This window comes from Acinetobacter sp. YH12052 (assembly GCF_013419835.1).
GTDB classification, from domain to species: domain Bacteria; phylum Pseudomonadota; class Gammaproteobacteria; order Pseudomonadales; family Moraxellaceae; genus Acinetobacter; species Acinetobacter amyesii.
This window is the reverse complement of record NZ_VOZI01000001.1, coordinates 93,219-118,541: the sequence shown is the minus strand read 5'-3', so window position 1 is coordinate 118,541 and position 25,323 is coordinate 93,219. Positions and strand designations below refer to the sequence as shown.

At 39.7% G+C, this 25,323-nt stretch carries 19 protein-coding genes and 3 pseudogenes; 18 read left to right on the top strand and 4 right to left on the bottom strand.

The features are described 5' to 3' along the window. Positions 1-59 precede the first annotated feature (59 nt). The 4 genes and pseudogenes from FTU06_RS00500 to FTU06_RS00490 all read left to right on the top strand — a co-directional run bounded on the left by FTU06_RS00500 (position 60) and on the right by FTU06_RS00490 (position 6,501). Positions 60-2,270, top strand: coding sequence for a carboxy terminal-processing peptidase (locus FTU06_RS00500; RefSeq protein ID WP_180144310.1), 2,211 nt, complete (start codon positions 60-62; stop codon positions 2,268-2,270). Between the two features lie 431 nt (positions 2,271-2,701). Continuing rightward, positions 2,702-4,768, top strand: a complete 2,067-nt coding sequence (locus tag FTU06_RS00495; protein ID WP_180026003.1) for a bifunctional diguanylate cyclase/phosphodiesterase — start codon at positions 2,702-2,704, stop codon at positions 4,766-4,768. A gap of 242 nt (positions 4,769-5,010) precedes the next feature. Then, positions 5,011-5,082: pseudogene (locus FTU06_RS17030) on the top strand (hypothetical protein); the annotation flags it as partial. A gap of 216 nt (positions 5,083-5,298) precedes the next feature. Beyond that, positions 5,299-6,501, top strand: coding sequence for an integrase family protein (locus FTU06_RS00490; protein WP_180144307.1), 1,203 nt, complete (start codon positions 5,299-5,301; stop codon positions 6,499-6,501). A gap of 215 nt (positions 6,502-6,716) precedes the next feature. Here the strand turns inward: FTU06_RS00490 and FTU06_RS00485 are convergent, their stop codons facing one another. Further along, entirely contained in the window at positions 6,717-7,043 is a 327-nt protein-coding gene (locus FTU06_RS00485; protein ID WP_004729569.1) for a pyocin activator PrtN family protein, read from the bottom strand. Positions 7,044-7,175: 132 nt separating this feature from the next. Here FTU06_RS00485 and FTU06_RS00480 point away from each other — a divergent pair, with 132 nt between their 5' ends. Continuing rightward, complete coding sequence (locus FTU06_RS00480; RefSeq protein WP_180144304.1) at positions 7,176-8,150, top strand: hypothetical protein; 975 nt, start codon at positions 7,176-7,178, stop codon at positions 8,148-8,150. Positions 8,151-8,233: 83 nt separating this feature from the next. Here the strand turns inward: FTU06_RS00480 and FTU06_RS00475 are convergent, their stop codons facing one another. Next, positions 8,234-9,109 (bottom strand): hypothetical protein, encoded by an 876-nt coding sequence (locus FTU06_RS00475; protein WP_180144301.1) that lies wholly within the window; start codon positions 9,107-9,109, stop codon positions 8,234-8,236. A gap of 666 nt (positions 9,110-9,775) precedes the next feature. Here FTU06_RS00475 and FTU06_RS00470 point away from each other — a divergent pair. The 6 genes and pseudogenes from FTU06_RS00470 to FTU06_RS00450 all read left to right on the top strand — a co-directional run bounded on the left by FTU06_RS00470 (position 9,776) and on the right by FTU06_RS00450 (position 15,595). Next, complete coding sequence (locus FTU06_RS00470) at positions 9,776-10,684, top strand: inovirus-type Gp2 protein (RefSeq protein ID WP_180144298.1); 909 nt, start codon at positions 9,776-9,778, stop codon at positions 10,682-10,684. Positions 10,685-10,811: 127 nt separating this feature from the next. Beyond that, positions 10,812-11,298: pseudogene (locus FTU06_RS17025) on the top strand (transposase); the annotation flags it as partial. Between the two features lie 77 nt (positions 11,299-11,375). Continuing rightward, a pseudogene (locus FTU06_RS16715) lies at positions 11,376-11,570 on the top strand (IS982 family transposase); the annotation flags it as partial. A 157-nt stretch (positions 11,571-11,727) separates the two neighbouring features. Beyond that, positions 11,728-13,344: an alkaline phosphatase gene (locus FTU06_RS00460; RefSeq protein WP_131273880.1), complete on the top strand. Its 1,617-nt coding sequence runs from the start codon at positions 11,728-11,730 to the stop codon at positions 13,342-13,344. A gap of 14 nt (positions 13,345-13,358) precedes the next feature. Beyond that, a complete protein-coding gene (locus FTU06_RS00455) occupies positions 13,359-14,870 on the top strand; it encodes an alkaline phosphatase (protein WP_010326316.1) in 1,512 nt (503 codons plus the stop codon). Between the two features lie 35 nt (positions 14,871-14,905). Beyond that, a complete protein-coding gene (locus FTU06_RS00450; RefSeq protein ID WP_252725842.1) occupies positions 14,906-15,595 on the top strand; it encodes a hypothetical protein in 690 nt (229 codons plus the stop codon). Positions 15,596-15,668: 73 nt separating this feature from the next. Here the strand turns inward: FTU06_RS00450 and FTU06_RS00445 are convergent, their stop codons facing one another. After that, positions 15,669-16,670, bottom strand: coding sequence for an AraC family transcriptional regulator ligand-binding domain-containing protein (locus FTU06_RS00445; RefSeq protein WP_180144295.1), 1,002 nt, complete (start codon positions 16,668-16,670; stop codon positions 15,669-15,671). After that, complete coding sequence (locus tag FTU06_RS00440) at positions 16,667-17,593, bottom strand: diguanylate cyclase domain-containing protein (protein ID WP_163141003.1); 927 nt, start codon at positions 17,591-17,593, stop codon at positions 16,667-16,669. Before FTU06_RS00440 ends, FTU06_RS00445 begins: the two co-directional genes overlap by 4 nt. Positions 17,594-17,917: 324 nt before the next feature. On the opposite strand from FTU06_RS00440, the gene FTU06_RS00435 reads away from it, so the two are divergent. From FTU06_RS00435 to FTU06_RS00405, 7 genes are all read left to right on the top strand, one after another. After that, complete coding sequence (locus FTU06_RS00435; RefSeq protein WP_180144292.1) at positions 17,918-20,404, top strand: TonB-dependent receptor; 2,487 nt, start codon at positions 17,918-17,920, stop codon at positions 20,402-20,404. Between the two features lie 76 nt (positions 20,405-20,480). Continuing rightward, entirely contained in the window at positions 20,481-22,460 is a 1,980-nt protein-coding gene (locus FTU06_RS00430; RefSeq protein ID WP_180144289.1) for a phytase, read from the top strand. Between the two features lie 94 nt (positions 22,461-22,554). Beyond that, positions 22,555-23,253 (top strand): protein TolQ, encoded by a 699-nt coding sequence (gene tolQ, locus FTU06_RS00425; protein ID WP_049590884.1) that lies wholly within the window; start codon positions 22,555-22,557, stop codon positions 23,251-23,253. 12 nt (positions 23,254-23,265) lie between these two features. Beyond that, positions 23,266-23,712 carry a protein TolR gene (gene tolR / locus FTU06_RS00420; protein WP_086208627.1) on the top strand — a complete coding sequence of 149 codons (447 nt, stop codon included), beginning with the start codon at positions 23,266-23,268 and terminating at the stop codon, positions 23,710-23,712. Further along, entirely contained in the window at positions 23,709-24,470 is a 762-nt protein-coding gene (locus tag FTU06_RS00415) for an energy transducer TonB (protein WP_218954028.1), read from the top strand. Before tolR ends, FTU06_RS00415 begins: the two co-directional genes overlap by 4 nt. A gap of 120 nt (positions 24,471-24,590) precedes the next feature. Then, positions 24,591-24,749, top strand: a complete 159-nt coding sequence (locus FTU06_RS17020; RefSeq protein ID WP_180144276.1) for a transposase — start codon at positions 24,591-24,593, stop codon at positions 24,747-24,749. Between the two features lie 293 nt (positions 24,750-25,042). After that, complete coding sequence (locus FTU06_RS00405) at positions 25,043-25,321, top strand: hypothetical protein (RefSeq protein ID WP_131273872.1); 279 nt, start codon at positions 25,043-25,045, stop codon at positions 25,319-25,321. Positions 25,322-25,323 lie beyond the last annotated feature (2 nt).

Here is a 25,323-nt window from a genome sequence, read left to right as displayed (position 1 = left end):
TCAGGTCGAAAACCAACACGGTAATATTGGTCTTAATACCAAGGAAGTACAAATTATTTATGAAACTTCAAACATTAGCTTGTGCCGTTGCGATTGCGACAGGTGGATTCTTTTTCACTCATGTGGTGAATGACGCAATTGCTGCCAATAATACAGAAGCAGTGAGCGCGGGTACCATTCAGCCCACACAAGAGCAAGCCTTGGTCTCACGTCAGCTTGCAACATTGGTAGACCGTCAACACTATTTAAATCAGCGTTTAGATGCCAATACATCTAACCGTATTTTAGATTTTTATATTGATAGTTTAGACGCTGAACATACGTTGTTCTTGGCATCGGATATTGAAAATTATAAAAAACGTTATGGCTCAACTTTTGGCGCAAATCTCAAAGCGGGCAATTTAACAGGGCCGTATGCCATTCATGCGCAATATCGTGAGCGCTTAAAACAGTTCTACACCTATATGTTGGAAGAGCTGAAAAAGCCACAGAATTTAAATCAACCGAATAACTACATCGAAACCGATCGTGAAAAAGCGCCATTCTTTAAATCGACAGAAGAACAGCGTGCGCATTGGAATAAAATGTTGGTCTCTCAGCTGATCAACTTAACCATCAGCAAAGAAGAAGAGAAAGCCAAACAAAAAGCGTTGAAAGATGACCCAACACTGGCAAATGGTCAAGACTTAACAGGTCCTGAAGACTTAACACCTGTACAGACTTTAACCAAGCGTTATACACGTCAGTTAGAGCGGATTAGTCGTTTAAAAAGCGATGATGTGCTTGATAAAACTCTGAATGCCATGATGCTGACGTATGATCCGCACAGTAATTACTTTCCACCTGTAGATGCGATGGAATTGAACCGTCAAACCACGCTGCAATTGGAAGGGATTGGGGTATCGATCCGTCCTGAACGTGGTAATGAAGACTACACCAAAATCGAGACGATTGTGGAAGGTGGGCCAGCCAGCAAATCAGGACAAGTGAAGTCAGGCGATCGCATCGTTGGTGTTGCCCAAGATGGCGACAAAATGGTCGATGTGATTGGTTGGCCGAGCAATGAAATTGTCGGACTGATTCGTGGTAAACGTGGCACCAAAGTGACTTTACGTTTATTGGGTGCTGGTGCGTCCATGAATCAAGCGCGAAATGTCACTATTGTACGTGATGTAATTCAAGAAGAAGATGCAGGCGTGCGTTCACGTACCGTTGAAATTGAACGTGATGGCAAAAAACATAAGTTTGGTGTGATTGAAATTCCATCGTTTTACTTAAACTATCGTGCACGTCGTGCGGGTACAGATTACCGTTCTGTGTCGGAAGATACCAATAAAGCTTTAAAAACTTTAGATGCGCAAAATGTTGAAGGCATCATCATTGACTTGCGTAACAACCCTGGTGGCTCACTTGAAGAAGTAGCACGTATGCTTGGACAAGTGATTAAATCAGGTCCAGTGGTGCAAATCCGTGATGGTAATGGCAATGTCAGCGTGTTTGAAGATGATGATGGTGGCGCGCAAACTTATGCAGGCCCATTGGCGGTATTGATTAATTTGGCTTCGGCTTCTGCGAGTGAAATTTATTCTGCTGCGATTCAAGACTATGAGCGTGGTGTGGTGATTGGTAGTACCACAACGGGTAAAGGAACAGCGCAGGTACAACTTGACTCTTTAGCCTATGGTCAAGCAACCTTAACGCAACGTAAATTTTACCGAGTGACGGGCGGCAGTACCCAAAATAAAGGGGTCGTACCGGATATTAAGCTGGTCGATATTTACAATGAAGAGTTTGGTGAGCGTAAATCGAAAAATGCTTTACAGTGGGATACTATTCCAACTGCACCGTTTAAACGTGAAGGCTCGATCCAAGCCTATGTTCCAGATTTGATTAAGTCATCTCAGCAACGCGTCACGATTGATCCTCAATTTAAGTATTTAGAGCAACGTACAGCGATTGCAAAAAAGACGGATGAGCAAAAGCGTGTGGTACTCGACTTAACGAAGCGTAAAGCTGAATTGTTGGCACTTGAGCAAAAGTCTTTGGATGCTGAAAATCAACGTCGTAAAGTGGTGGGTCAAAAGCCTTATGCCAACTGGGAGAGCTACCAAGCGTCTATGGATGCATTGGTGGAAGCACGTGCGAAAATGAAGGCGAACCAACGTCCAGCACTGCCTGAAGAAGAAGTCTTTGTGATGGAAGCAGCGAATGTGCTAATGGACTATGCCAAATTACAAGGTACGAATCCAACAACAGCAGCCAAAAAGTAAGCCATTCATCCATAAAAATATTGAGCTGATTGCTTAAGTTTTTGACGGAAAAGATGAATTTACCTATTGAGAAATAGCGAGCTACGGCTCGCTATTTTTTTGTGTAGAGAGGCATGATTTAAATCTAGAAAACAATATAGAAATCAATCTAATTTATTCATTTTATTATGGTTAGAAACTGTTCTAAAATAAAAACCACCTGATGCATTTTTTATCAAAAGTTTAAGTTTTAGTGAACTTGATCAAGCTTTCTTTTTTTAAATTAATCAGTTGCTTAAAATCTTGAAAGAAAGACTTGACCATTATCGTAGACTAATAGATTCTAAGGGAAAATAAGTAAGTAATTGAAAACGTAACAAGTTAAAGGGAAGAGATAGATTGGGTAATTCGGTTAAAGAAAGTGCCACGATAACCTAAGCGGAACGCTTGATATGACTCATATTCATTATGATTACAGTCTGGTCGCTGGTTCAATCGTAGTTGCATTATTAAGTTGTTACTTTGCTGTTTCACTCGAACAAATGTTGTTTCGTGGAACACGACCAAGATATGAAAATGTCATTTTATTCTTCAGCGGTGCAATTTTAGGTGCTGCGATCTGGTGCATGCATTTTGTAAGCATGATAGCCAGCCATTTGCCTTCAAGCCATAGTTTCGATACCAGTCTGACCCTGATATCCTATTTTATTGCTTTCGTTGCTTCCACTTTTGCTGTGTGGTTAACCACACGACAGACATTACCTTTTCCTCGTTTAATTTTAGGTTCAGTGTTAATGGGCCTTGGCATTTCCGGCATGCATTATACCGGTATGCTGAGTTTAGCCGTTCAGGGCTATGAACAACGGTATGAACCTTTAATTGTTATCTGTTCAATTTTAGTTGCGATCTGTGGTTCGGGTTTGGCCTTTTGGATGACGTTTAAAAATAAATATTCGCCAAAACGGAATATTTTGAATGTCTTTGTCGCATTAATGCTGACTTTTAGCATTGTGGCTATGCATTATATTGGTATGGCGGCTGTTGATTTTGTACCGCTAAACTCGATGGATGTATTGGTGGCAGCGCAGATAAACCATAATTTATTGCTGTTTATTGTCTTATTTGTCACCAGTTTATTGTTGATGGCAGCCTTTAGTGTAGCGGTATTAGAACAACGTTTAGAGCATCGCAGTTTACAGTTGATGCGTGCAAATCGAGAATTGGCCAATCAAGCGGTACAAGACAATTTGACCCGTTTACCTAATCGACTGTTTTTGGCTGAATATGCACATTTTCTATTTACAGAGCATCGCTTAAGACAAGATAAAATTGCTTTTATTTATATTGATATCGACCGTTTTAAAGCGGTCAATGATGTGTTTGGACACCATGTGGGTGATCAATTGCTGATTCAAATTGCCACGCGAATTCATCGTTTAATCGATGATCAAGCCAAATTGCTACGAATCGGTGGCGATGAGTTTCTGATTGTGCTTGAGTCGGCAAGCAATGACTCTGCGACAGCAATGTCTGAAAAAATATTGGAATTGATGCAAGAAAGCTTTTTGATTGCAGGCAAGGAAATCAATATTTCAGGCAGTATTGGTATTGCGATGTACCCTGAACATGGTGCGAACCTACAAGATCTGCTGATCAATGCAGATACAGCAATGTTGAGTTCAAAGTATCAAGGGCGGAATACCTATTCATTTTTTAATTATACCGCTGACCAATTTGAAGAAAAAAGTCAGACGAAACTGATCAATGATTTATATAAAGCGGTAGAAGAACAACAATTTATCTTATTTTATCAGCCAAAATTCAATGCCACTGATCGTGAAATTTGTGGGGTTGAGGCCTTAATTCGTTGGAATCATCCAACCTTAGGTATGCTGACGCCAAATAAGTTTATCAATGGTGCGGAAAAAACTGGACTGATTATTGCCATGGGCTATTGGGCGCTTGAAGAAGCCTGTAAGCAAATTCAGCACTGGGAAAAGCTGAATATGCCGCTGTATCCGATTGCGGTTAATTTATCAGCCATCCAGTTTGAGCATAAACATTTATTTAGTACTTTAGAGTCGCTTTTTGCACGGTATGAAATTAACCCGTCCAATTTAATTATTGAAATTACCGAGTCAACAGCGATGCATCATATCGATGCCAGTATCGTGACTTTTGAACATTTGAGACAGATGGGGATTAAAGTTGCGATTGATGACTTTGGAACAGGACATTCAAGTTTCTTGTATTTAAAAGAACTACCTGTAGATGAGCTGAAAATTGACCGTGAATTTATCCGCAATTTGAGCGTTGGCTCTAAAGAAGAAATTATTTTAGAAAGTATTATTCACTTGGCAATTCGACTGGGGCTAACAGTCACTGCAGAAGGTGTAGAGACAGAACAACAAGCAGAAATTTTAAAACGTTTAGGTTGCCAACAGTTACAAGGATATTTGTTAGGAATGCCGATGCCAGTGGTACAGCTTGAAGAAAGCATGAAAGCGAAAGTTGAATAAGGTCATTTGTAGTCTGATCGCATTGCCAATGTGTATAGAAAAAAAGAAAATGAAATGTGCTATATCGTCGATAAAAACAGGTCGTCATCCAATGTAAAACATCAAGACACGCCACGCTAAGATTTTGACTCAACCCGATGTGGTTGATTATTTTTAATGGTCAATCTGATACAATATCGCCAATTTTCCATATTGATCAGATCTGATCTTTTGCACTGCGAGTTTTGCAGTAGGTGTCTTTCATGAGTTTTAAAGAAGAATTAGCGACACAGGTCGCTCAGCGACGTACTTTCGCTATTATTTCCCACCCAAATAACACACTATAATTCATCTCATTCCAACCCATTTCAAAAGCATTCAAATTAAAATTAATATTTTATTAATTTACAATATTTTATTTAAATTTCATTCTTGTACCCATTGCATGGTATTTCAAGTTGCATTAAGTTTATTCAGAAGTTTTGTGTACATGAGTGTGTACATATTTAATGTTATTTTTTTTGATTTAAAAATTTGTACACAGGTGTGAAATGCCACTTACGGACACATGGCTTAAAAAGAATTTAGGTAAGGTTAGGGGTGAGCAACATGTCGAACCTGATAGGGATGGCTTGAGTGTGCGTGTCTCACCTAAAGGTAAGATCACTTTTCAAATGCGCTTCAGATATGAGGGTAAGCAAGCTCGTCTAGACTTGGGTTCTTATCCCAATTTGACTTTATTGCAAGCTAGACAAGAGTTGCAAAAAATGAAAGGTGTTCTAGAGGCAGGACATGATCCAAGAGTATATAAAAAGCTAGAAGTTCATAAGGTGACAAACGCACTAACTTTTAAAGAGCTCTATTTCGAATGGCATGAAAAATACTGCATGCCGAATAAGAAGAATGCACAACAACAATTGCGCTCTTTTGAGTTGTATGTGTTTCCTAAATATGGATCTTTGCCAGCAAATCAAATTACACTACATATGTGGTTAGAGTTACTGGAAGACCATTTTGAAAAGTCTGCATCAATTACTGATAGACTATTAACGAATTCAAAACAGTGTTTAGACTGGGGTGTAAATCGTAGGCTTATTGAGAACAACCCGATACGTCATATAACAGGCAAACGTGATCTTAATATTAAAAAGAATAAAGTAGACCGAATTCTTGAAGATGATGAGGTAGCACTAATCTGGAAAATTTGTGATAAATCTAGAATGGCATTGAAGAATGCACTGTTTATAAAAATCTGTCTCTTCTATGCAAATAGATATAGTGAACTGAGGATGGCGAAAAAAACAGACTTCGATTTTGAACGCAAAATTTGGACTGTGCCACCTGAAAATCATAAAACAGGTAAGTACACGAAGCGGCCTCTTCTTAGACCGATATTACCTGAAATTGAGCCTTTTATTAGGCAGGCTATGGAGCTGAATAATTCCATCTATATGTTTGTGAATAATGGGACTAAAGAGATGTATGGGCAAAATGGTCCAGGCAAGCTTCCGTATAATGTTATGCAATATGCAAGAAAACATTATGGTGTGGAGATGAAGCATTGGTCTATGCATGATTTAAGACGTACCGCTCGTACTCATTTTAGTCGTTTTACATCACGTGATATTGCAGAGTTAATGATTGGTCACACCATGCCTGGAGAGCAAGGGACTTATGATTATCACGATTATCAAAAAGAGATGAGTATAGCTTATAAGCAGTGGTGGGAAAAATTGGAAAGCCTAACTAATTAGTTAGGCTTTTGTTGTTTCTGAAATATTGGTTTTCCCAGATTATGATTTGCTCTTCATCCCAAAGGCTTTTAGAACCCACGGATACCTTGATAGGAGATGGAAAGGGTTCTTTAAAAATTTTCTGAGTAGGTTGCTGCCATCTCCATAGTGTTGTTTGAGATTTGATTTTGAATCTATTTAGTAGTTCTTGAGAAGTAAGATAAGCCATTGCTAATTTACTCCTTCGGGCTTTTAAAATTATGAATAATATCAGTATCAATATAGGGTGAGTCCTTTTGGAACAACCCATCTAGCACATTAGAGAGATCCTTTAAGTCCACAAAATACGGAGACTTTTGACTTCGATCTAGACGTGCGCATTTGAAAGGGAAGTCCATTTTTCTTGCTTTTTCTAAAATATTTTCTTTGCTTAGATGTGGGTAATATGCTTTACAGACATCATCCAGCATTGGCATCGGGTTGCCGAATTTTAGAAACAGATAGTCGTAAGTAGAAATAGTTATTGTCACTTTTAAACACTCATGTATTGTCGATAAGCGCATTGTGCAATTGATAAATAAAAAATGAGGAATGTTACAGCTGTAAAAAATAAATGAACGTAAATTAATTGAATTGTAAGGTTTATTTTTTCATGTAAATTAGTTATGTAATTCTAATTTATAAAGGTCTAGCAGATGTCTCATGTGGAAATTAGACAAAATATTAACGAGTTAAAAGCTGAGCTGTTAAATCAGTATGGTGCAGTCATTGTATTTCTTGCGGATTGGGATCCTTATGTGCAACAACTAAAAGTAGAAGTTGTAAGAGATAAATCTATGCCTATTAAAACAGTGAAAGAGAAGATCAAGAGCATCCAATCTATAAAATTTTCTAATTTAGAGTCTGTTGAAAGAATAAAGTTTCACAAAATAAAGGATGATTTTGAAGAAGGCGAAACTCAAGAAATTTATCAAGCTATGCTTCAGGATCAACACAATCCCCGTTATGAACAATTCCAAAAAGATTATAAATATAGTATTGGGGATTTAATTGAATTGTTTAATCAGCTAGATTCGCTGTCTAGTAGATTGTCTAACTTAACTGCAAAAGAAGCTGAAGAAGAGTTTGAAAATATTTTTTATCAATATATTTGTTTAAATACGGTTAATTATGGGTTGACTAATAAGGCTTTAAAAAAACGAATTGATAAGACTAGAGTTGTTTTAGGTGAAAGGACTAAGATCAGAAATCAAAAAAACGAAATGCTTACGCAGATTGTGTTGCGACAACATCAGCAAGGTAAGCGTTGGAAATCTGCAGATCAAGTTGCGAAAGATTGTATTGAGGTTATTGAAGAAGAGTTTGAGAAATTTGATACCAAGTGGCTTAATGATAAATTAACTGAAATTGAGGTAAATATATCATTTCAAGAAAGCAGACTAAAGGAAGTTGATAAAAATGATCCGAAGTATAAAAATAGTGAACAGCTAATGACAATAATGAGCGAAGAAATTTTGAATATTAAAAATGCTTTAAAGCGAGGATACCCATATGAGGAATATAATGATTTTCTATCATATGGGACTGAATATGTTGAAAAAAGTATTTCGAATACTTTACGTAAAAATAAACCTTTACTTGAAAAAATTCTTGAACAATCGGAACTCTAAGCTTCTTAATTTAATGTTCATTAATGAAATTAGACTCTGCCTAATCTAGGCAGAGTCTAATTTTACTATGATTTAAATTGGATTTAGTAAGGAAACTCACCTGTTAGGGGGTTACATTCTTTTACATAGGCTTGATTTATGAGTTCTTCCAAAACCTTATCTTCCGAAAGGTTTTTTTTACGAGCAAGTGAGGCTAAGGCTTCTTTTGCTTTAACTGTAAGAGCATAAAATCCAGGTTTTTTAACCTTTTTATCATCTCGATGTCTTTTCTGATACCAAGCATTAGATATTTTTTTTCTAAGGGCATAGTGGACATTAATATCTAGATCATAAAGTTGATCAAAGATTGAGTTAATATTTATTTCAGGATTAGTAGAGTTTAATAAATTCACGCGGAGTCTCTTATATTCTTCACTTTTATAAATGTGACTATTAGCCCATATGTAAAAATCATTTTCAGCAAAATTAAAATGACTATCGAACTTCATGTGTACATTGGAGAAACGTTTATATATTTCCTCTAATGATCTGGGATGGTCAAAATATTCTTCGTATGTGAAAAGTATATAAAAAAACTTATAAACAGGATTGCTTATATCTTCTAGTATTCTACTTCTTAAATTATTTTGCATAGTATTGTTTGCGAATAATATAAAACGTTTATTATTTTCGATATTCTTCAGATCAATTTTAGGCATAGAAATATGAGCTTGGTATTCTTCTAGGCAATAAATAAAATGCTCTATATCACGGTCATGTAAATGACAGAGTTCAGCCATGATTTCCTTTTTGATATCAGAAAATTTATCGAGTCTGTTTAGCATATCAACATCAGTCCGCCTAACATCTTTGTATTGTTTAATCTCTTCATTAAAGATATTGAGTATCCATACTGCATCAATATCTCTACAACGTGATAGGAATGATTTAGTTTGATCTAAAGCTGGAGTTCTACGCATTTTTGAATCTACCTTAGTAAAAGCTTAGGTCATACTTTATGGCAATCTATTGCTTACTATTCCATTTCTTTTCGGGTGATTTCGGTTGATTTGCCATAGTTTTTTTAAATGCTTGGCGTGAAGAAATTACCGTGATATCTATAGCTCCATCTTAAATACAGGGCCTATTTAACTTTGAACTTAACTTTGATGGAGTGCTTATCATAGTTTTAAATGTAGGACGTTTAGAATTTAAAATATGGAGGTGATGAGGTTTTAATTTGAATTTATGATTCATGATTTTGAAAAAATATGAATTTATTTAAGTAAATAATGAGGGAGTGTTTAAGCAGAAAATACCGTGTAACTTTTTAGATGCTTTTGATGGCTAAATAAATTTAAAACTTTGAATTTTTATCCCTATACAAGTTTTGAAATTGATTTTTATTAATTAACTTAATTCTAGCTTTTTTTAAGGCTGGAGCCTAGATGAATTTAAGCGTGGAGCAGGGAGAAAATATGCTTAATGGGATAAATAGATACTGTACTACAGGAGGAATTTGGACTCCCTAAAGCTTTGGTTATTAATCTAATCGTTTATTAGTTAATATTTTGTTGAGAAGTAAAACGTATATATATACTGAATTCCCTATCTCTTATGTAACTGTCACACACATAGGTTTAAACATGAGAAATTTAATTAATCAGGCACAACTTACACTTGATATTGAGAACTTCTTAAAATGTCTAAAAAGAAGAAGTAGGGAATGGGATGGATTCTATTCACAGCTTACTAATCTGTTATTAGACTTTAATGATATTTATGATCCTGATGATGAATACCCAGGTTATCTTCAGTTCTTTATTATTCTGATATATGACTTAAAAAGCATAGACTCTGATGAAGTTGATCTTAAAAATGAATTGGAATCGATTGGGTATAGAGAATTGAGATCAGAGTTGTTAGATTTATCTGACCTTTGCGAAAAATATTATGAAACTATTGAAAAACAGAAAGATGAAAATAAAATTGAAGTGCAGAAATATTGTAGATCAATACTTAATAAATGCAGTCGAATATTAGTTGCTCGTGTAGACTTGGGTTATTTGCAAGAATATTCTAGACGAATCAGGGTTGAGGATATTTATAATGATTTGGATATACTGCTTAATCGTATTCAAAATAAAGATGGCATATTTAAACATGTGATCGGATATATGTGGGGAGTAGAACAAGGCGGTAGAAGTAAAGGTTTCCACTGCCACTTAGCAATCATCTATGATAATGCCTATCGTGCTGGAAGTGCAGGATATTGGGGAGATGAAATAATCGAGCTATGGAGGGATATTACTAGAGGTTATGGTCAAGGCTATAATTGCTGGAACCGTGAACGTGTAGCGAAACTTCGAAGAGAGGATAAGCTGGGGATCGGTGTGATTTATCGTTGCGATTCAAAACAAGTGACAAATTTCATTGAGGCAATGGAATACATTGCTGATCATCACAAACGTACTCTTCAATACTTACGTGTAAAGCCAAAAGGACGAAGAGTATTTGGTAAAGGTCAGTTAAGAGCGCAGTATGATAGACGCTAAATGAAAATAATCTCAGATACAGCAGGTAAATAGCCACCGATTTTATAGATACCTTTTAGTTAGATATGGACTGTCACTACTCTCCTAGACAAATTTAGTCTATTCTTTTTACATAGGAGAGAATATTGTGAGTGGGCAACGATATACTCCAGAATTTAAAGATGAAGTTGTTAAATTGATTAATGAACGTGGATATTCTGTCACTGATGTAGCATAGCGTTTAGGTGTATCACAGCACAGCATTTATAAATGGCTAAAGGCGGTACAGCCTTTACGTAACAACTCTGATGAACATGAACTACGCGAAGCAAAGAAAGAAATCCTACGTCTTAAAAGTCAGCTTAAACAGACTGAAGAGGAACGGGATATCTTAAAGTGAAAGCACTGCTTTCACGCCGCTTTGCAAGCCTGCCCGAGTGAAGTATCAGTTTATCCTGGAATACAGCCATCAATTTAAGATTAAAACGATGTGTCGGGTCCTTAAGATCGCTCGTGCTGGTTACTATGCCTGGTTGCATGAACCCGAATCAGGCAGGACGATTGAAGATAAGCGGTTATTACAGCTCATCCATTCTTCTTATGAGGCCAGTTATGGCATCTATGGTTATCGTCGCAGTACGCTGGATCGTAAGCGTCCGCTGAGTTATTTATGGGAGGATTATCATCCAAGCAGATAAAATTATAAAGCACTGATTTAATTGCATATAACAGAAAGAATATGAAATCTGTTTTAATCTCCATATATGATGAATATCATTTAAAGCATCGTAATAAAATAGAGACTTTATTCAGCTCATTAAAAGGGTAATATAATTTAGTCCTCAGTAAAGCGAGAAGCATTGAAGTGTACTTAGCTGGAATTTATGCATCTTTATATGCTTACTAATGATGTTATCAAAATAAGCTAAACATTCGAGTAATGGAATCCTTGGCTTAAATAGGTTTCGGGTTATTTTTAGCAAGTAAATGAAAAAGTAGTTAAATGTCATCTTATTTAAATATCTGCGGCGTATGGTTCAGCCATCTTTAGATGGGTTGATGCCATGCTCGGTTCTCTTGAAAAATTCCAATTAAAAACAATCAGCGTGGTATGTATAAGTTTCAGCGCTTTATTGCTTACCGCTTGTCAAACTACTACGATAACGCGAAATCAACAAGCCAATACAGAGCAACAGCTCCAACAAGAAAAAGTCCAACAACCGAAACGTGTGGTCTTTTTTTTGGGTGATGGTATGGGCATCACCACGCTTACCGCTTCACGTATTTATGCTGTTGGTGAAGATGGTCAGTTGGCGATTGATCGGCTGCCTGAGTCTGCTTTTGTTCGTACCTTTTCTGAAGATGCGCAAGTCACGGACAGCGCACCTTCGATGGGCGCGTACATGACCGGTGTGAAGATGAAAAACGAGGTGATCTCGATGCAGACAGGGACGATTGCGGTTGAACCTGACTCAGTAGGGAATAACCAGTGCGTTAGTAACCCACAAAACAAAAATAAGCAAAACACACAGACTTTACTTGAATTAGCCAAAGCAAAGGGCTGGGGGACAGGGGTTGTGACCACGACGCGAATCACGCATGCCACACCAGCATCGACTTATGCGCATATATGCCACCGTGATGCTGAAAATGACATTGCATCACAGTTGGTCCCGAGCTCAAAAGGCGATGATTATCAACGCTATAACCTCAAACTCAAAGATGGAGTCGATGTGGTTTTAGGTGGAGGTAAGCGTCAATTTTTGCCTAAAGATGCAGGTGGAGAACGTACTGATGGGCGCAATCTAATTACCGAGATGCAAAAGGCAGGCTACCGCGTGGTTTTTGATGAAAACCAACTGTCCCAAGTGCAACTGGCGAAAAATGAAAAATTATTGGGTTTATTTAATCACAGCCATTTAAATTACGACTTGGATCGCACCAAGAAAAACTTGGCAGAGCCGAGTCTCAAGCAAATGACGCTGTCTGCTTTAGACATCCTGACGCAAAATAAAAAAGGTTTTTTCCTGATGGTGGAGGGCGGGCGTATAGATCATGCGCTGCATGACACCAATGCCAAACGTGCTTTACAAGACACGATTGCCTTAAATGATGCTTTAGAAGCAACCATTCAAAAGCTTAAACAAAGTGATCCTGAACTTAAAAATACACTGATTGTAATCACAGCCGACCATGATCACACCTTGGTTTTAAATGGTTATGCCAAGCGTACAGGAAAATACGTCGAAGGTAAGGAAACCAGTGTGCTTGGATTGGTAAAAAACTATGATCAAGCGGGCTTTGCTCAAGATATTCATGGTCAACCTTATCCGATTATCGGTTTTGGTACGGGCAAAAAACGCCCCACTCAAAACCGTATGGATGACTTGGTACTGAACTTAAAAGACACTGATGTCTGTCATCCTGTACAAGGGCCAAAGGCACCACAAGGTGAAAAATATAGTTTCACCTATCCTTTGGCTGAAACGGGTTGGTGTACGGGCACTGCTGCGGATGATTTCCAACAAGAAGCTGTGATTCAAACGGGCTATAAAGATAAAGAAACGCATGGCGGTGCAGATGTGTTTTTAGGTGCGATTGGTCAGGGAGCCGATCAGTTCTCAGGTAGCCTTGAAAATATTGAGGTCAATCACCTCATTCGTAAGATCACAGGCTTATAGCAGAGGGATATCACATGAAACATACTTTAAAAACCATCCCATACATGATGCTTCTGCTTACAGCGTCGATTTCTTCAAGTGCTTTATATGCTGCGGACACCACAGTTACACCGACGAAAAGCGTTATATTCTTTTTAGGCGATGGCATGGGACCAACCACAGTGACGGCAAGTCGTATTTATGCTGTGGGGGAAAATGGCAAACTGGCCATGGACAGCATGAAGCACGCAGCAAGGATTAAAACCTATTCTGAGGATGGTCAAACCACAGATAGCGCTCCCTCTATGGGCGCCTATATGACTGGGCAGAAAAATAAAAATGAAGTGATTGCCATGACAACAGGAACGGTTGCGGTCGAACCTGAAGAAGGAAAATTGCCGAATGGCAAAAGCTTAGCGAAAGCCATCAACCGTTGTCCAGAACAGGGCAGTAGTATGGTCGCAGGGATGCCTGCGTTAAGTATTTTAGAACTGGCAAAAAAGCAGGGTAAAGCGGTTGGCGTAGTGACGACGACCGAACTCACCCATGCCACACCTGCGGCAACCTATGCACATATCTGTCACCGTGATGCGCAATACGATATCGCGCTTCAAGCTGTTCCAAAAGGTAAAGCTTATAATCCAAACTTATTGGATGGCATTAATGTCCTTATGGGAGGCGGCTTAAATCATTGGACGCCTTATGATGCAGTCTCTAACCCCAAAGGGCGCTTGGATGGTCGTGATTTATTGGCAGAGTTTAAACAGCAGGGTTATCAAACCGTTTTAAGCCAAAGTGATTTGGCACAGACGGTCAATACTCAGAAAATTTTCGGCGTATTCTCCACACAGTCGCATTTAAATTTTGATTTGGACCGACTCAAGAAGAATATAGAGACTGAACCGAGTCTGGCGGCGATGACCAGTAAAGCGATTGATGCACTGCAAGCACAGAGTCATGGACAAGGCTATTTCTTGATGGTTGAGGGTGGGCGTATTGACCATGCGCTACATGCCAATAATGCCAAACGGGCATTGCAGGAAACCAAGGCATTTAATGATGCAATTCAAACCGCACTGGATAAAGTGGATTTGAGCAATACCTTGATTGTAGTGACGGCAGACCATGACCATGTGATGACCTTTAATGGTTATGCCGCACGAACGGGTCAAACGACGGAAACTAATCCAGGTATTTTGGGGCTGAGCTATGACTATAATATTGCAAAAGAGCAAAATGCTTACAGCAAAGTGCTGGCTGATGGCCAAGTACATAATCCATACCGCGATGTAAATGGGGCAACAGGAACGACGCTTGTTTTTGGAAATGGTACGGGTAAACGTTTAGATATTCGTGACAGTATTAGCAACGAGCAAGCCTTTGCTGACGACTATAAACAAGAAGTCGGGGTACAACTGACGAAAAGCGAAACACATGGCGGCGGAGATGTGATGCTGTTTGCTGAAGGAAAGAATTCAAATCTATTCAAAGGCACACAAGAAAATACATGGGTATTTGAGCAATTGAAAAAGGCGTTTGGATTCTAATGGATACAAGATTTATACGGCCGTTCAAATTCAAAATGAAATTCTTAGCATTGTCTTTCAGTTTGCTCAGTCCATGGGTATGGTCGGCCGATGAATATCGTATTGATTATCAGATTGAACGGTTGGATGCCAATGGGGTCACGACCATTCAAAAATACAGTGAGAAAATAATTCGAGATGAGCAAAATATTTGGATTGAACGTTTAAACACACAAACGCATGCTGACGAAGCCCAGACACATAGCAACGCTCATGTGTCTGCCAAAACAGACACCCATGAGCATGTGAGTTTTGACAGTGCAATTCAGTGGATGCAGCGCAAAGATGTAGTCGGGCAAGCAAACGTAGAAAGTCCGTTTCAGCGTTTTTATATTTTGCCAGATGAAAAAATGCGGGTGCAATTGCAGGATGTCGATCAAGAAATGCTAGGGATGAAAAACTGTTGGCGCTGTGAATATAGTTTGATTCATCCTGACATTTTAAAGCGAGCACAATTGATTCAACGTGATCCGAAGTTAGCGCGTTATCAAATAAGCAGTGCTGGGCAAACGTTGAATATTATATGGAGTGAACAAGATCAACTGGTTCAAAAATATGAATTGCTCAAACCGACCTCAGGCTATGCCAAAACCTTTACCGTGCGCAAAATTGGCCAACATGTTGCTACACCTTGGACACAAACAGAAAAATACAGCGAACGTGACTATGCGGACTTTAGTGATTAGCCGATGAGTTTTTGACTTTTAATTTCGACGTTAAAATAGAAATACCTGTGATTTTTTTTGGAAAAATAAGCGCTTAGGACTGTGCCGCTTGTACAGTTAAACCACTCCAACGCTTAAACGCACGTCGAAAATTGGTCGCATCGTTAATTTGTAAATACTGAGAAATCTGTTCAGTTTTAAAACCATGTACACGATATAAAATAATGGCAGTATGCAAACGACTTTGATCGAGTTGCGCCTGAAAATGGGTCTGATGCTTTTTCAGTTTACGTTTTAAGGTGGCAGAACTCATTTGAAAATAGTCAGCGGTTTGTTCAAGTTGAATATTATTTTGAATATTCTGCATTAAATATTGGTGCAAACTGAGCAAAAAACTCTGTTGAATATTTTGAGCTGTCATTTCTTTCAGCGCATATTGATAACTGATTGAAGCTAAGGTCGAAGAGGCATTGGGAAGTTTTTCATAAATCAAATCGCGAGGTAGGCTCATCATGTTGATCGGGCGATTAAACTCTAAAGCACTGCCTAAATGTGTCCAATATTGTTCAATATAGTCAGGTTCAGAAAAATTAAACTCGAATTTCCACGCTAACTTGGCTTGGTACAGTTGACGGCTAAACGCTTGTATTGCACTCATTGCGCTTTCAATTAAAAAGCGATTTTCAAGCTTGTTTTCATCTAACCAATAAATATGAATATGGCTTTGACTGTACATGAGTCGAGGGCATAACCATGGTGAAACGGACGCGGAAAATTCTAAATAGCGGCTAAGTGCCTCATCGAAGGTCGATGCATAAAGCATGGATTTAATGGCGTCATTAAAGGGAGTGGTTAAACTGCGCTGACCAAATAAGAAACTGATGTCCTGATTACGAAAGCACTGTTCAGCATTTTTTAAAACCTGTTGTAACTGTTGCTGACTAATTAGTTTTTGCCCTGAAAAGATATCTTCTAAGAAAATACTGCTGCCACTGAGCAGGACGTGATGTTCGACTTCATGACTCGCTGCCAAATCAATTAAAATAGACAATTGATGATGCGCAGGAATGTAGTTGTAGTCGCATTCAAAGCTCATACCATGACTCGCTTCGGTGAGTAGTACTGCTTCACTTGGAGCAATTGCTGATTTAAGGCACTCAAGAGTTGTTGGGCAGTTTGGTATTGTCCGACAGCGCAGCAGGTCGTGAGTGCTTTTAGAGGAATGTGCACGGACAGATCACGTTGATAATAAGCACTGACCATAAGCATGCGTTCAAGTTGAGCAGCCATTTTTTCAGCCTGTTGTAGCTTAGTCTCTGGTAACAACATAATAAAACGATCTCCTGCGAAGCGGCAGAGCAGGTCTTGTGGTCGTAAGTTTAAGCTAATCAATTGTGAAACATGCTGTAAAATAGATGTGCCTTCATCAAAGCCATGTGTTTGATTAATCTGATTAAAATTATGCATATCTAGCAGTATGACGGACATGTCGCTGGGTTCATGCAAGTTTTGCTCGATTGCGGCTTTGAGCTGTGTTTTAAAATAATGAGCATCGGCCAAAGGGGTGAGTGCATCGAATAAGCGATGATCCCGATAAATACGTTCTCGTTTTTGCATGTGTTTAGAAATTGCCTGTTCTTCTTGATGCCAAAAATAAATCCCGATGGTAAATAGATACAGTCCAATTGGAAAAGGAATGGACTCAAGCCATGCATCCCACATGATTTCTTTAGGCAGGCGAATAAACTCATCTAAGCTGTCCATCCACATGTGGAAAAAAATAAAGCACAGTCCATAAAAGATATAGTTGGTTACACGGCCCAAAGGACGGCTTTTAATAATAAAGAAAATCCAAATACCAATAAAAACAGTTGCTCCCCCTTCACCTAAAATATCGACCCAGTTCCATTCAGCAAATGACTTGCTCTGCCCAAGTAAGATAAACAACCAAAGGGATAAGCTACAGGCAGTCGCTACACATAATAAAGGCCAGCGGTAGTAAGCAAAGTATTTAGGCATAGCATTTTTTGAAATGATTTATTTTCGCCCAAGCTAAACAGATTTAGATGACAGTTTGATGGCAATGGCTAGGGTCAAAATAGATCAGGGTATTTTTGATTTTTGAGAATAAAAATGCTGAAAAACCCTATCTTTGAGGTGAATATGCATCATTCTGTATGCTCAGTATTTTCTCTATACAGATCAAATTAGCTCATTTTTTGCTGAAAAAGGCCAAAAACAAATAAAAAGGACAGATCGTAAAAGGCACTGTCACATCATGTTCACATTCAATTTCTATTGTGCGTTCAAACCATGCCACTTTGGCTTGAGGGGAAGAACATAATGCAAAATAATCAGAGCCGTTTCATGAAACAGAAGCGTGCGGGTTTTCAGCTCAGCACACTGGTCCTGTCAATGCTGAGCATGACGCATCTACATGCCGAAGATAACACGGTGGAATATGTACAGGTCATTGGTCAAGCTGCAAGTATGGATAAAGCACTCAAAGAACAAAAACGTGCCGACCAAATCAGCAGTGTGGTACATGCCGATGGCATTGGACAATTACCCGATGACAATGCCGCAGAAGCGTTGCAACGGATACCAGGTGTATCTACAGAGCGTGACCAAGGCGAAGGACGTTTTGTTTCCGTTCGTGGTTTAGGCGCTGACTTAAATGCAGTAACCATCAATGGTACTTTGGTTCCCGCGCCTGAAAGCGATCGCCGTGGCGTAGCATTGGATGTCTTACCTTCAGAGCTAGTACAGTCATTGGCTGTGGTGAAAACGCTGACACCAGACATGGATGCCAACTCATTAGGTGGTACGGTGCAGGTTGAAAGTTTATCGGCTTTTGACCATGACGGTTTGTTTTATACGGGAACGATTGAAGGTGGTTATGATGAAAAACGGGAAAAATATAGCCCTAAAGCATCTGGTGCTATCAGTAATCGTTTCAGTGTTGGTGAGGGGCAAGACAACCTTGGGGTGGCACTGGCACTGAGTTATCAAAACCGAAAATTTGGCTCGGACAATGTTGAAACGGGTGGGGCTTGGGATGGTGACGCACTTGAAGAAACCGCAATGCGTCAATATGACATCGAGCGTGAGCGCATTGGTGCGGGTTTAAACTTTGATTACCGTCCGAATGACAGAGGCGAATACTATTTAAGAACTTTATATAGTCGCTTTAAAGACACTGAATCACGTCAGGAAGTGGCGGCTGAATTTTCTGATCCACAACTTGCAGGCCAGCGTGGTGATGCAGAAGTGACTCGTTCACTGAAGAGCCGTGAAGAAACACAAGAAATACAGTCTTTTGTCCTCGGTGGTAAGCAAGGTTTTGGCACGTGGACGGTGGAAGGTCAGCTCGGTTATAGCGAAGCATCGGAGGAAAATCCAGGGGGAATTTCGGGGGCAAAATACCAAGGTGATTTTAGTAATGTTGGATTTAATAGTACGCAAAAACCTGTAATTACGGCAGACCAAGATTTTTATGATGCGGCCAACTATGAGTTAGATTCGGTGTCGTGGGAAAAATCTAAAACCACCGATAAAGAATACAACGGTAAATTAGACTTTTTGAAAGACTATATGCTGGGGAATTATGCTGCTGCATTGAAGTTCGGCGGAAAAATCAGTCAACGTGAAAAAACCAACAATACCGATGAATGGAAATATGAAGATCTCAGTACGTCAAGTTCAGATTTCAATTCAAACAGCCATTATGAACTGGGTCAGTTTGGTCCAACCATTAATAAAAACGCTATTAAAGATAAAATCAGTGGATTAAATCCAAATGATTATGTGGTTGCTGACGGTTCAATCATTAATGACTTTAAGTCGAATGAAGACATACAAGCGGCTTATGTCATGAATACCGTTGATTTGGATCAACTGCGTGTGATTGCAGGCTTACGTTATGAAAATACCAACTTTGAAGCACGTGGTTTTGAGTTCAATGATGATGCGATTACTGCGACTAAATATGAAAATGACTATGATCATTGGTTGCCGAGTTTACATTTGCGTTATCAATTGGCCGATAACGCATACCTCCGTGCCGCTTGGACCAATAGTGTGGTCCGTCCAAACTTTGCGCAAAGTGCACCAGGTGTCTATATCGATGGTGATGAAGCTGAGTTTGGTAACCCAATGTTAAAGCCTTTAGAGTCTTCTAACTTTGATCTGGGTGTAGAAAAGTATTTTGGCAAAGCCAGTATGGTGGGTTTCTACGCATTTTATAAAGATATCGATAACTTTATTTATAACACCAATATTGCAGGAACAGGGCAATGGGCTGACTTTGATGAAGCTATTACCTATAAAAATGGTAATGAAGCAAAACTGTACGGGATGGAGTTTGCCTACTCACAAAAGTTTGACCATCTAGGAGCGCCTTGGAATGGTTTCTTGCTGGGCTTTAATACGACCTTTAGTAAGTCAGAAGCAGATATTGATTCGATGAAAGATGGCGAACTTCTGAGCCGTCGTATTCATTTACCAAACCAGTCGGATGTGGTCGGTAATGCCATGATTGGTTGGGAAAATGAGCGCTTTGGTGTACGACTTTCAGCAAATTATAAATCGAACTATTTGTATGCATTAGGTGATATCGACACGCCAGAAAAAGACATTTATACCGATGATCAAATCTTCCTTGATTTCAGTAGTCATGTGAATTTATCTAAAAACTTACAATTGAAGTTTGATGTGCAAAACATCACCGATGAAACTTATTACAACTATGCAGGCTCTAAGGCTTATAACGCTCAATATGAAGAATATGGCCCAGCATACAAACTTGCACTGACCTACACCCACTTTTAAGTCAAATTAAATTTAGTTCTCAGGTTTGCTCAGCAGAAGCAGACCTGAGTTTCCTTGCCCAATTTTGAGTGTCTCTATGAAATTTTCATCTTTTAAATTATCTGCTTTAAGCAGTTGCTTACTGTTACTAGCAGCATGTAGTCAACACAGTATGCCTCAGCCTACGCAGAGTAGCCAGTTGTTAAGCCCAGTTGAAATACCAATAGATCAGCCCATGGCAGCGAAGTTGCAATTACGTGAAGTCGACATGAATGGGGCGAAAACTGAGGATGTGCAATGGTTAAGCTTGAGTGCATGGCCTGAAGTTGCCGCACTGTTGAGCAGTAAAAATAAAGGGCTACAAATTTTAGATGATCAACAAAATGTATTACATCAAATTCAAGGTCAGTTTGGGCGTTTTGATTATCGGATTGGTTCGGAGCGTCTATTGATTGCTGCGTCGAATTTGCAACAACAGCAAATTCAACTGATGAGCATGAACTTAAAAAATAAAGCATGGGACAAACCTAGCTTCATTCCAAAGCGTTCATTTAAGTCTGAAGATGTTTGTTTATATACCGACGCTCAAGGGCTGAGTTTTGCTTTTTTAGTGGGTGAAGAGGGGCTTGGTGAGCAGTGGCTGGTGGCTCAGCATGAGAAGGCCTTGGTTCAACCCCAGTTGGTACGCCGTCTCAGTTTTCCACCTGCTAGCAGTGTATGCAAAGTGAATGATGCCACAGCAGAACTGTTCATTAATGAAGCCAGCGTTGGCGTTTGGGTATATCCAGCTCATTCTGAAGCAGATATGGTGCGTCAACCAGTGGATCTTGTGCAACCTTTCGGTTCGATTCAAGGTTCACCCTCTGCAATTGCGATTGTAGATGATCATATCGCTGTACTCGATGCGGAAAAACCTTTGCTTTATCGTTATCAAAAGCAAAATAAGCAATGGAAAGCACAGCCACCCTTACAACTAGACACGGTGAAAGAAGCAGAGACTTTGAGTGTTCAAGGTAATTTAACCGATAAATCCTTGCTGATTTTAGATGATAAAACCGTGAAAGTGACAGATGTGGAATGGGAAACTCACCCCCAGATCAAAACCCAAAATATCATCACTATTCCAGCAGAAGTGCAGACGGAGGGTGTGCCAAGTACAGGTGACGCGGCTGATGATCCTGCGATTTGGCATAACGCTGCACAGCCGAGTCAGTCCCGTATTTTAGCGACAGATAAACAAGGTGGTCTACAGGTTAACGACTTACAGGGCAAAACTGTGCAGTACTTGCCAGTAGGGCGATTGAATAATGTCGATGTACGCTACGGTTTTAAATGGGGCAATCAAACGGTCGATTTGGCTGTGGCATCGAACCGAGATCATAACAGTCTGCATCTCTTTGCGATTCAACCCAAAACGGGCAAGGTTTCTGTGCTCGGCGAGCTAGCAACTACATTGGATGATATTTATGGCATTTGTATGTACCGCGATGCTCAAGGGGAAATCTATGCCATTCCCAACGATAAAAACGGGACTTTTGTTCAATACCACATCACGGCTGCACAGCAAAAATTACGGGCTGAAGAAGTACAACGTTTTTCAGTTCAAACCCAACCTGAAGGCTGTGTCGTAGACGATGCCACAGGACGTATTTTCTTGGGTGAAGAAGATGTCGCGGTGTGGGTAAAAGATCTCAATCCAAAAACTCAGCTCCCTATGCAGCAGGTGATAGGTGTAGGAGAGGTGATGCATGATGACATTGAGGGAATGGGACTTTATCACGGTAAAAAGCAAAGTTATTTGGTAGTTTCAAGCCAAGGCAATGACAGCTTTGTGGTGCTTGATGCTGCAGCACCTTATACGGTTCGTGGCGCATTTCGTGTAGGCATCAATATCGACAAAGGCATTGACGCTGTGTCTGAAACAGATGGACTAGATGTGAGTTCCCTAAATTTTGGTGGCAAATGGAAGCAAGGCATGTTGGTGGTGCAAGATGGACGTAAACGGATGCCTGAAACCAATCAGAACTTTAAATATGTGCCGTGGGAAAAAATCGCTCAAGCCCTGCATTTGGACTAAATAGCGCTTTAGTACATAGGCTGGGGCAAAGAGTCACAGCCCATTTTAAAAATATACATGTACTGCACCATGCAGTAAAAAATTGGAGTGCGTTATGCAAGCAACAATGGATCAAATGTCGGTTTGGATGTTGATTAGCCATGCCAGTGTGTTGGTGAAAGTAGTGATGTTGATTTTGGTTTTATCCTCAGTAGTAAGTTGGTATTTAATCGTGCGTCACGGTATGTTACTTCGTGGACAAGAGCAGCTTTGGAACCGCTTTTTAAAGAATTTTAGACAGCAAAAAGATCTCAATCTTTTACAGCAAGATTACCAACAGCCTGAACAACAGAAAGGCGTAGTCAGCATTTTTCAACATGGGGTGGATGAATACCATCAATTGATCAAAGATGAGCAACTCACCACAAGTGATGTGATTGATGGGGTAGAACGTCGTTTACTCAGTAGTATTAGTGAAGAAGAAGAAAAGCTTCAGCAGAATCTAACCTTTCTCGCAACAGTCGGTTCAGTCAGCCCTTATATAGGCTTATTTGGAACGGTCTGGGGCATTATGAATGCGTTTATTGGACTGTCTGCCGTTGAACAGGCAACCCTCAATACAGTTGCACCAGGGATTGCAGAAGCGCTGATTGCGACAGCTATTGGTTTATTTGCCGCTATTCCTGCGGTCGTGGCGTATAACCGCTTTTCGGCACGTGCTGACAAGCTTTCCAGTCGTTATTACGGTTTTGCCAATGAGTTGCAAACGCGTATTTATCGTTTGTTGGGGCACACTGAGCGCACTTCGCGTTAAGGAGCAAGAACCATGATTAAGCGTCCTCAAAAATTAAAACCCAATGCTGAAATGAATGTGGTTCCTTATATTGATGTCATGTTGGTGTTGTTGGTAATTTTTATGGTGACTGCACCAATGTTGACGCAAGGCATTCAAATTGATTTGCCTAAAGTGGATGCCAATGTCATGCCCGCGTCACAACAGCAGCGTATTGTAACCTTATCTATTCAAGCCAATGGCCAGTATTACTGGAATATTGGATCAGAAGTGAATACCGAGAAAGTTACGGATCAGGCCATTGATTTAGCCACTATGCAACAAAAGCTCGTTCCGATTATTCAAAAAGATAAAAGCTTACAGTTTTATGTACGTGCCGATCAGGATGCTGATTATCAACTGGTTGCACAGGCCATAGCATCCTTGCAAAAAAGTGGGGTAACGAACTTGGGGCTAGTGACAGAGGAACCACAATCATGATGACAACTGTTTCCAAAATTAGGTTTCGTGATCAAGGCCTAGCACTTTCGGTCACGGCTGGATTGCATATTGCGCTAATTGCATGGTTATGTACGGTTGAGATGCATGAAACATTGGCGGAACCCAAGCCGAAAACCATTCAATTACAATTTGTGCAAATACCCCCTCCAGCCAAACAACAACCTGAACCTAAAAAGCCTGAGCCGATAGTCGAAGAAAAACCCTTACATGAGCCTGTCAAGAAACAGCTTGAGAAACCTACTGAAGTCCAACCGAAAACCACCAAGAAGTTTGTAGAGTCACAGAGCAACAAAATTGTACCTACAGCGTCTAAACCGACACAGCAAGTCGTGACGGAAAAGCAAACGGCAGTAGCGGAATCTCAGAAAACAGTAGATACGCAGTCTCAAGCGGATATACCAACTCAGACGAAGACCCAGAAATCAGTAGAACCTAAAGCACAAACTCATCCTGAATCATTTGATGTTAAAAATTATCAACCTGTTACAAAAATAGCACCAGCTTATCCTGAACAAGCTTTGGATCGTAAGCTGGAGGGGGATTGTACGGTGGTGTATAGCGTGAACGAAAAAGGACGGGTAGAAAATCCAAAGGCACAAGGCGACTGCCATCCGATGTTTGTACGACCTTCGATTCAGGCTGCTCTCACTTTTAAATATCAGCCTCGTCTCGTCGATGGCAAACCGACCAGTGTGTCGAATGTTAAAAATACCTTCCAATATCGTATTGAAAGTTAATCTTATTCCGTGGGTGCCATAAATTCTCCTTTAAGCTCTTTTCATTTCTATATTTTTCAATTGCCCGTACTCTTCTTGCCGATAATATTTAGTAGCAAATTCAAGATACTATAAGATTACATGGTTATTACTGCTCAAAAAAAAAGTAAAAATATCATAGAAGCTATTTTATGGAAGCTATGTACGGGTGCGACATGGCATGATATTCCTCAAGAGCTCTGCCCTTTGCAAACTGCTTACAATCGATTTCATCACAGGCAAGTTAAGATACTTTTTTAACTGTCATGATCCTGAGCAGATCCAAGAATACACGGAATTGGGTATTTTAGGTGTTGGTCGAATCCACAGAAATAATTCTAGTGAAGTAGAAAAAATGGTTAATGCTGTGCGCTATTTAGTACGGCCTGAAAAAGATGCGCAACATCTGCGTGTGAAATGCAAAGCCAAGATGCGTACATTTCAATGAGTTGAAAATAATCTCAGATATACATTATCTAGATGAAAACGAGGTTTTAAATACTTTGCAAGGCTTGCCAATCGGTGAGCCTTTGTCATTTCTAGAGGTATATATTATGAGTTTAAATTGTCCTTATTGTTTTTCGGATCAGGTTATTCAAGTGGTTAATCAGCAGGTGAGTGGATCTGATTCTACAGGTCTAGCCGCATCTGCATCGTTCGCAACTATCGGTGCAACCATTTCAAAGGGTTTACCTTTGCCTGTATCACCACTGCTTGGCGGGCTTGCAGGTGCAGTCATTGGTGGCCTATTCAGTAGTGTGTTTGATGAGCCTAAAAAGCCGATCACGCTGACGTATTACCATTGCAATCACTGTCAGCAAAACTTTCGTTGAAT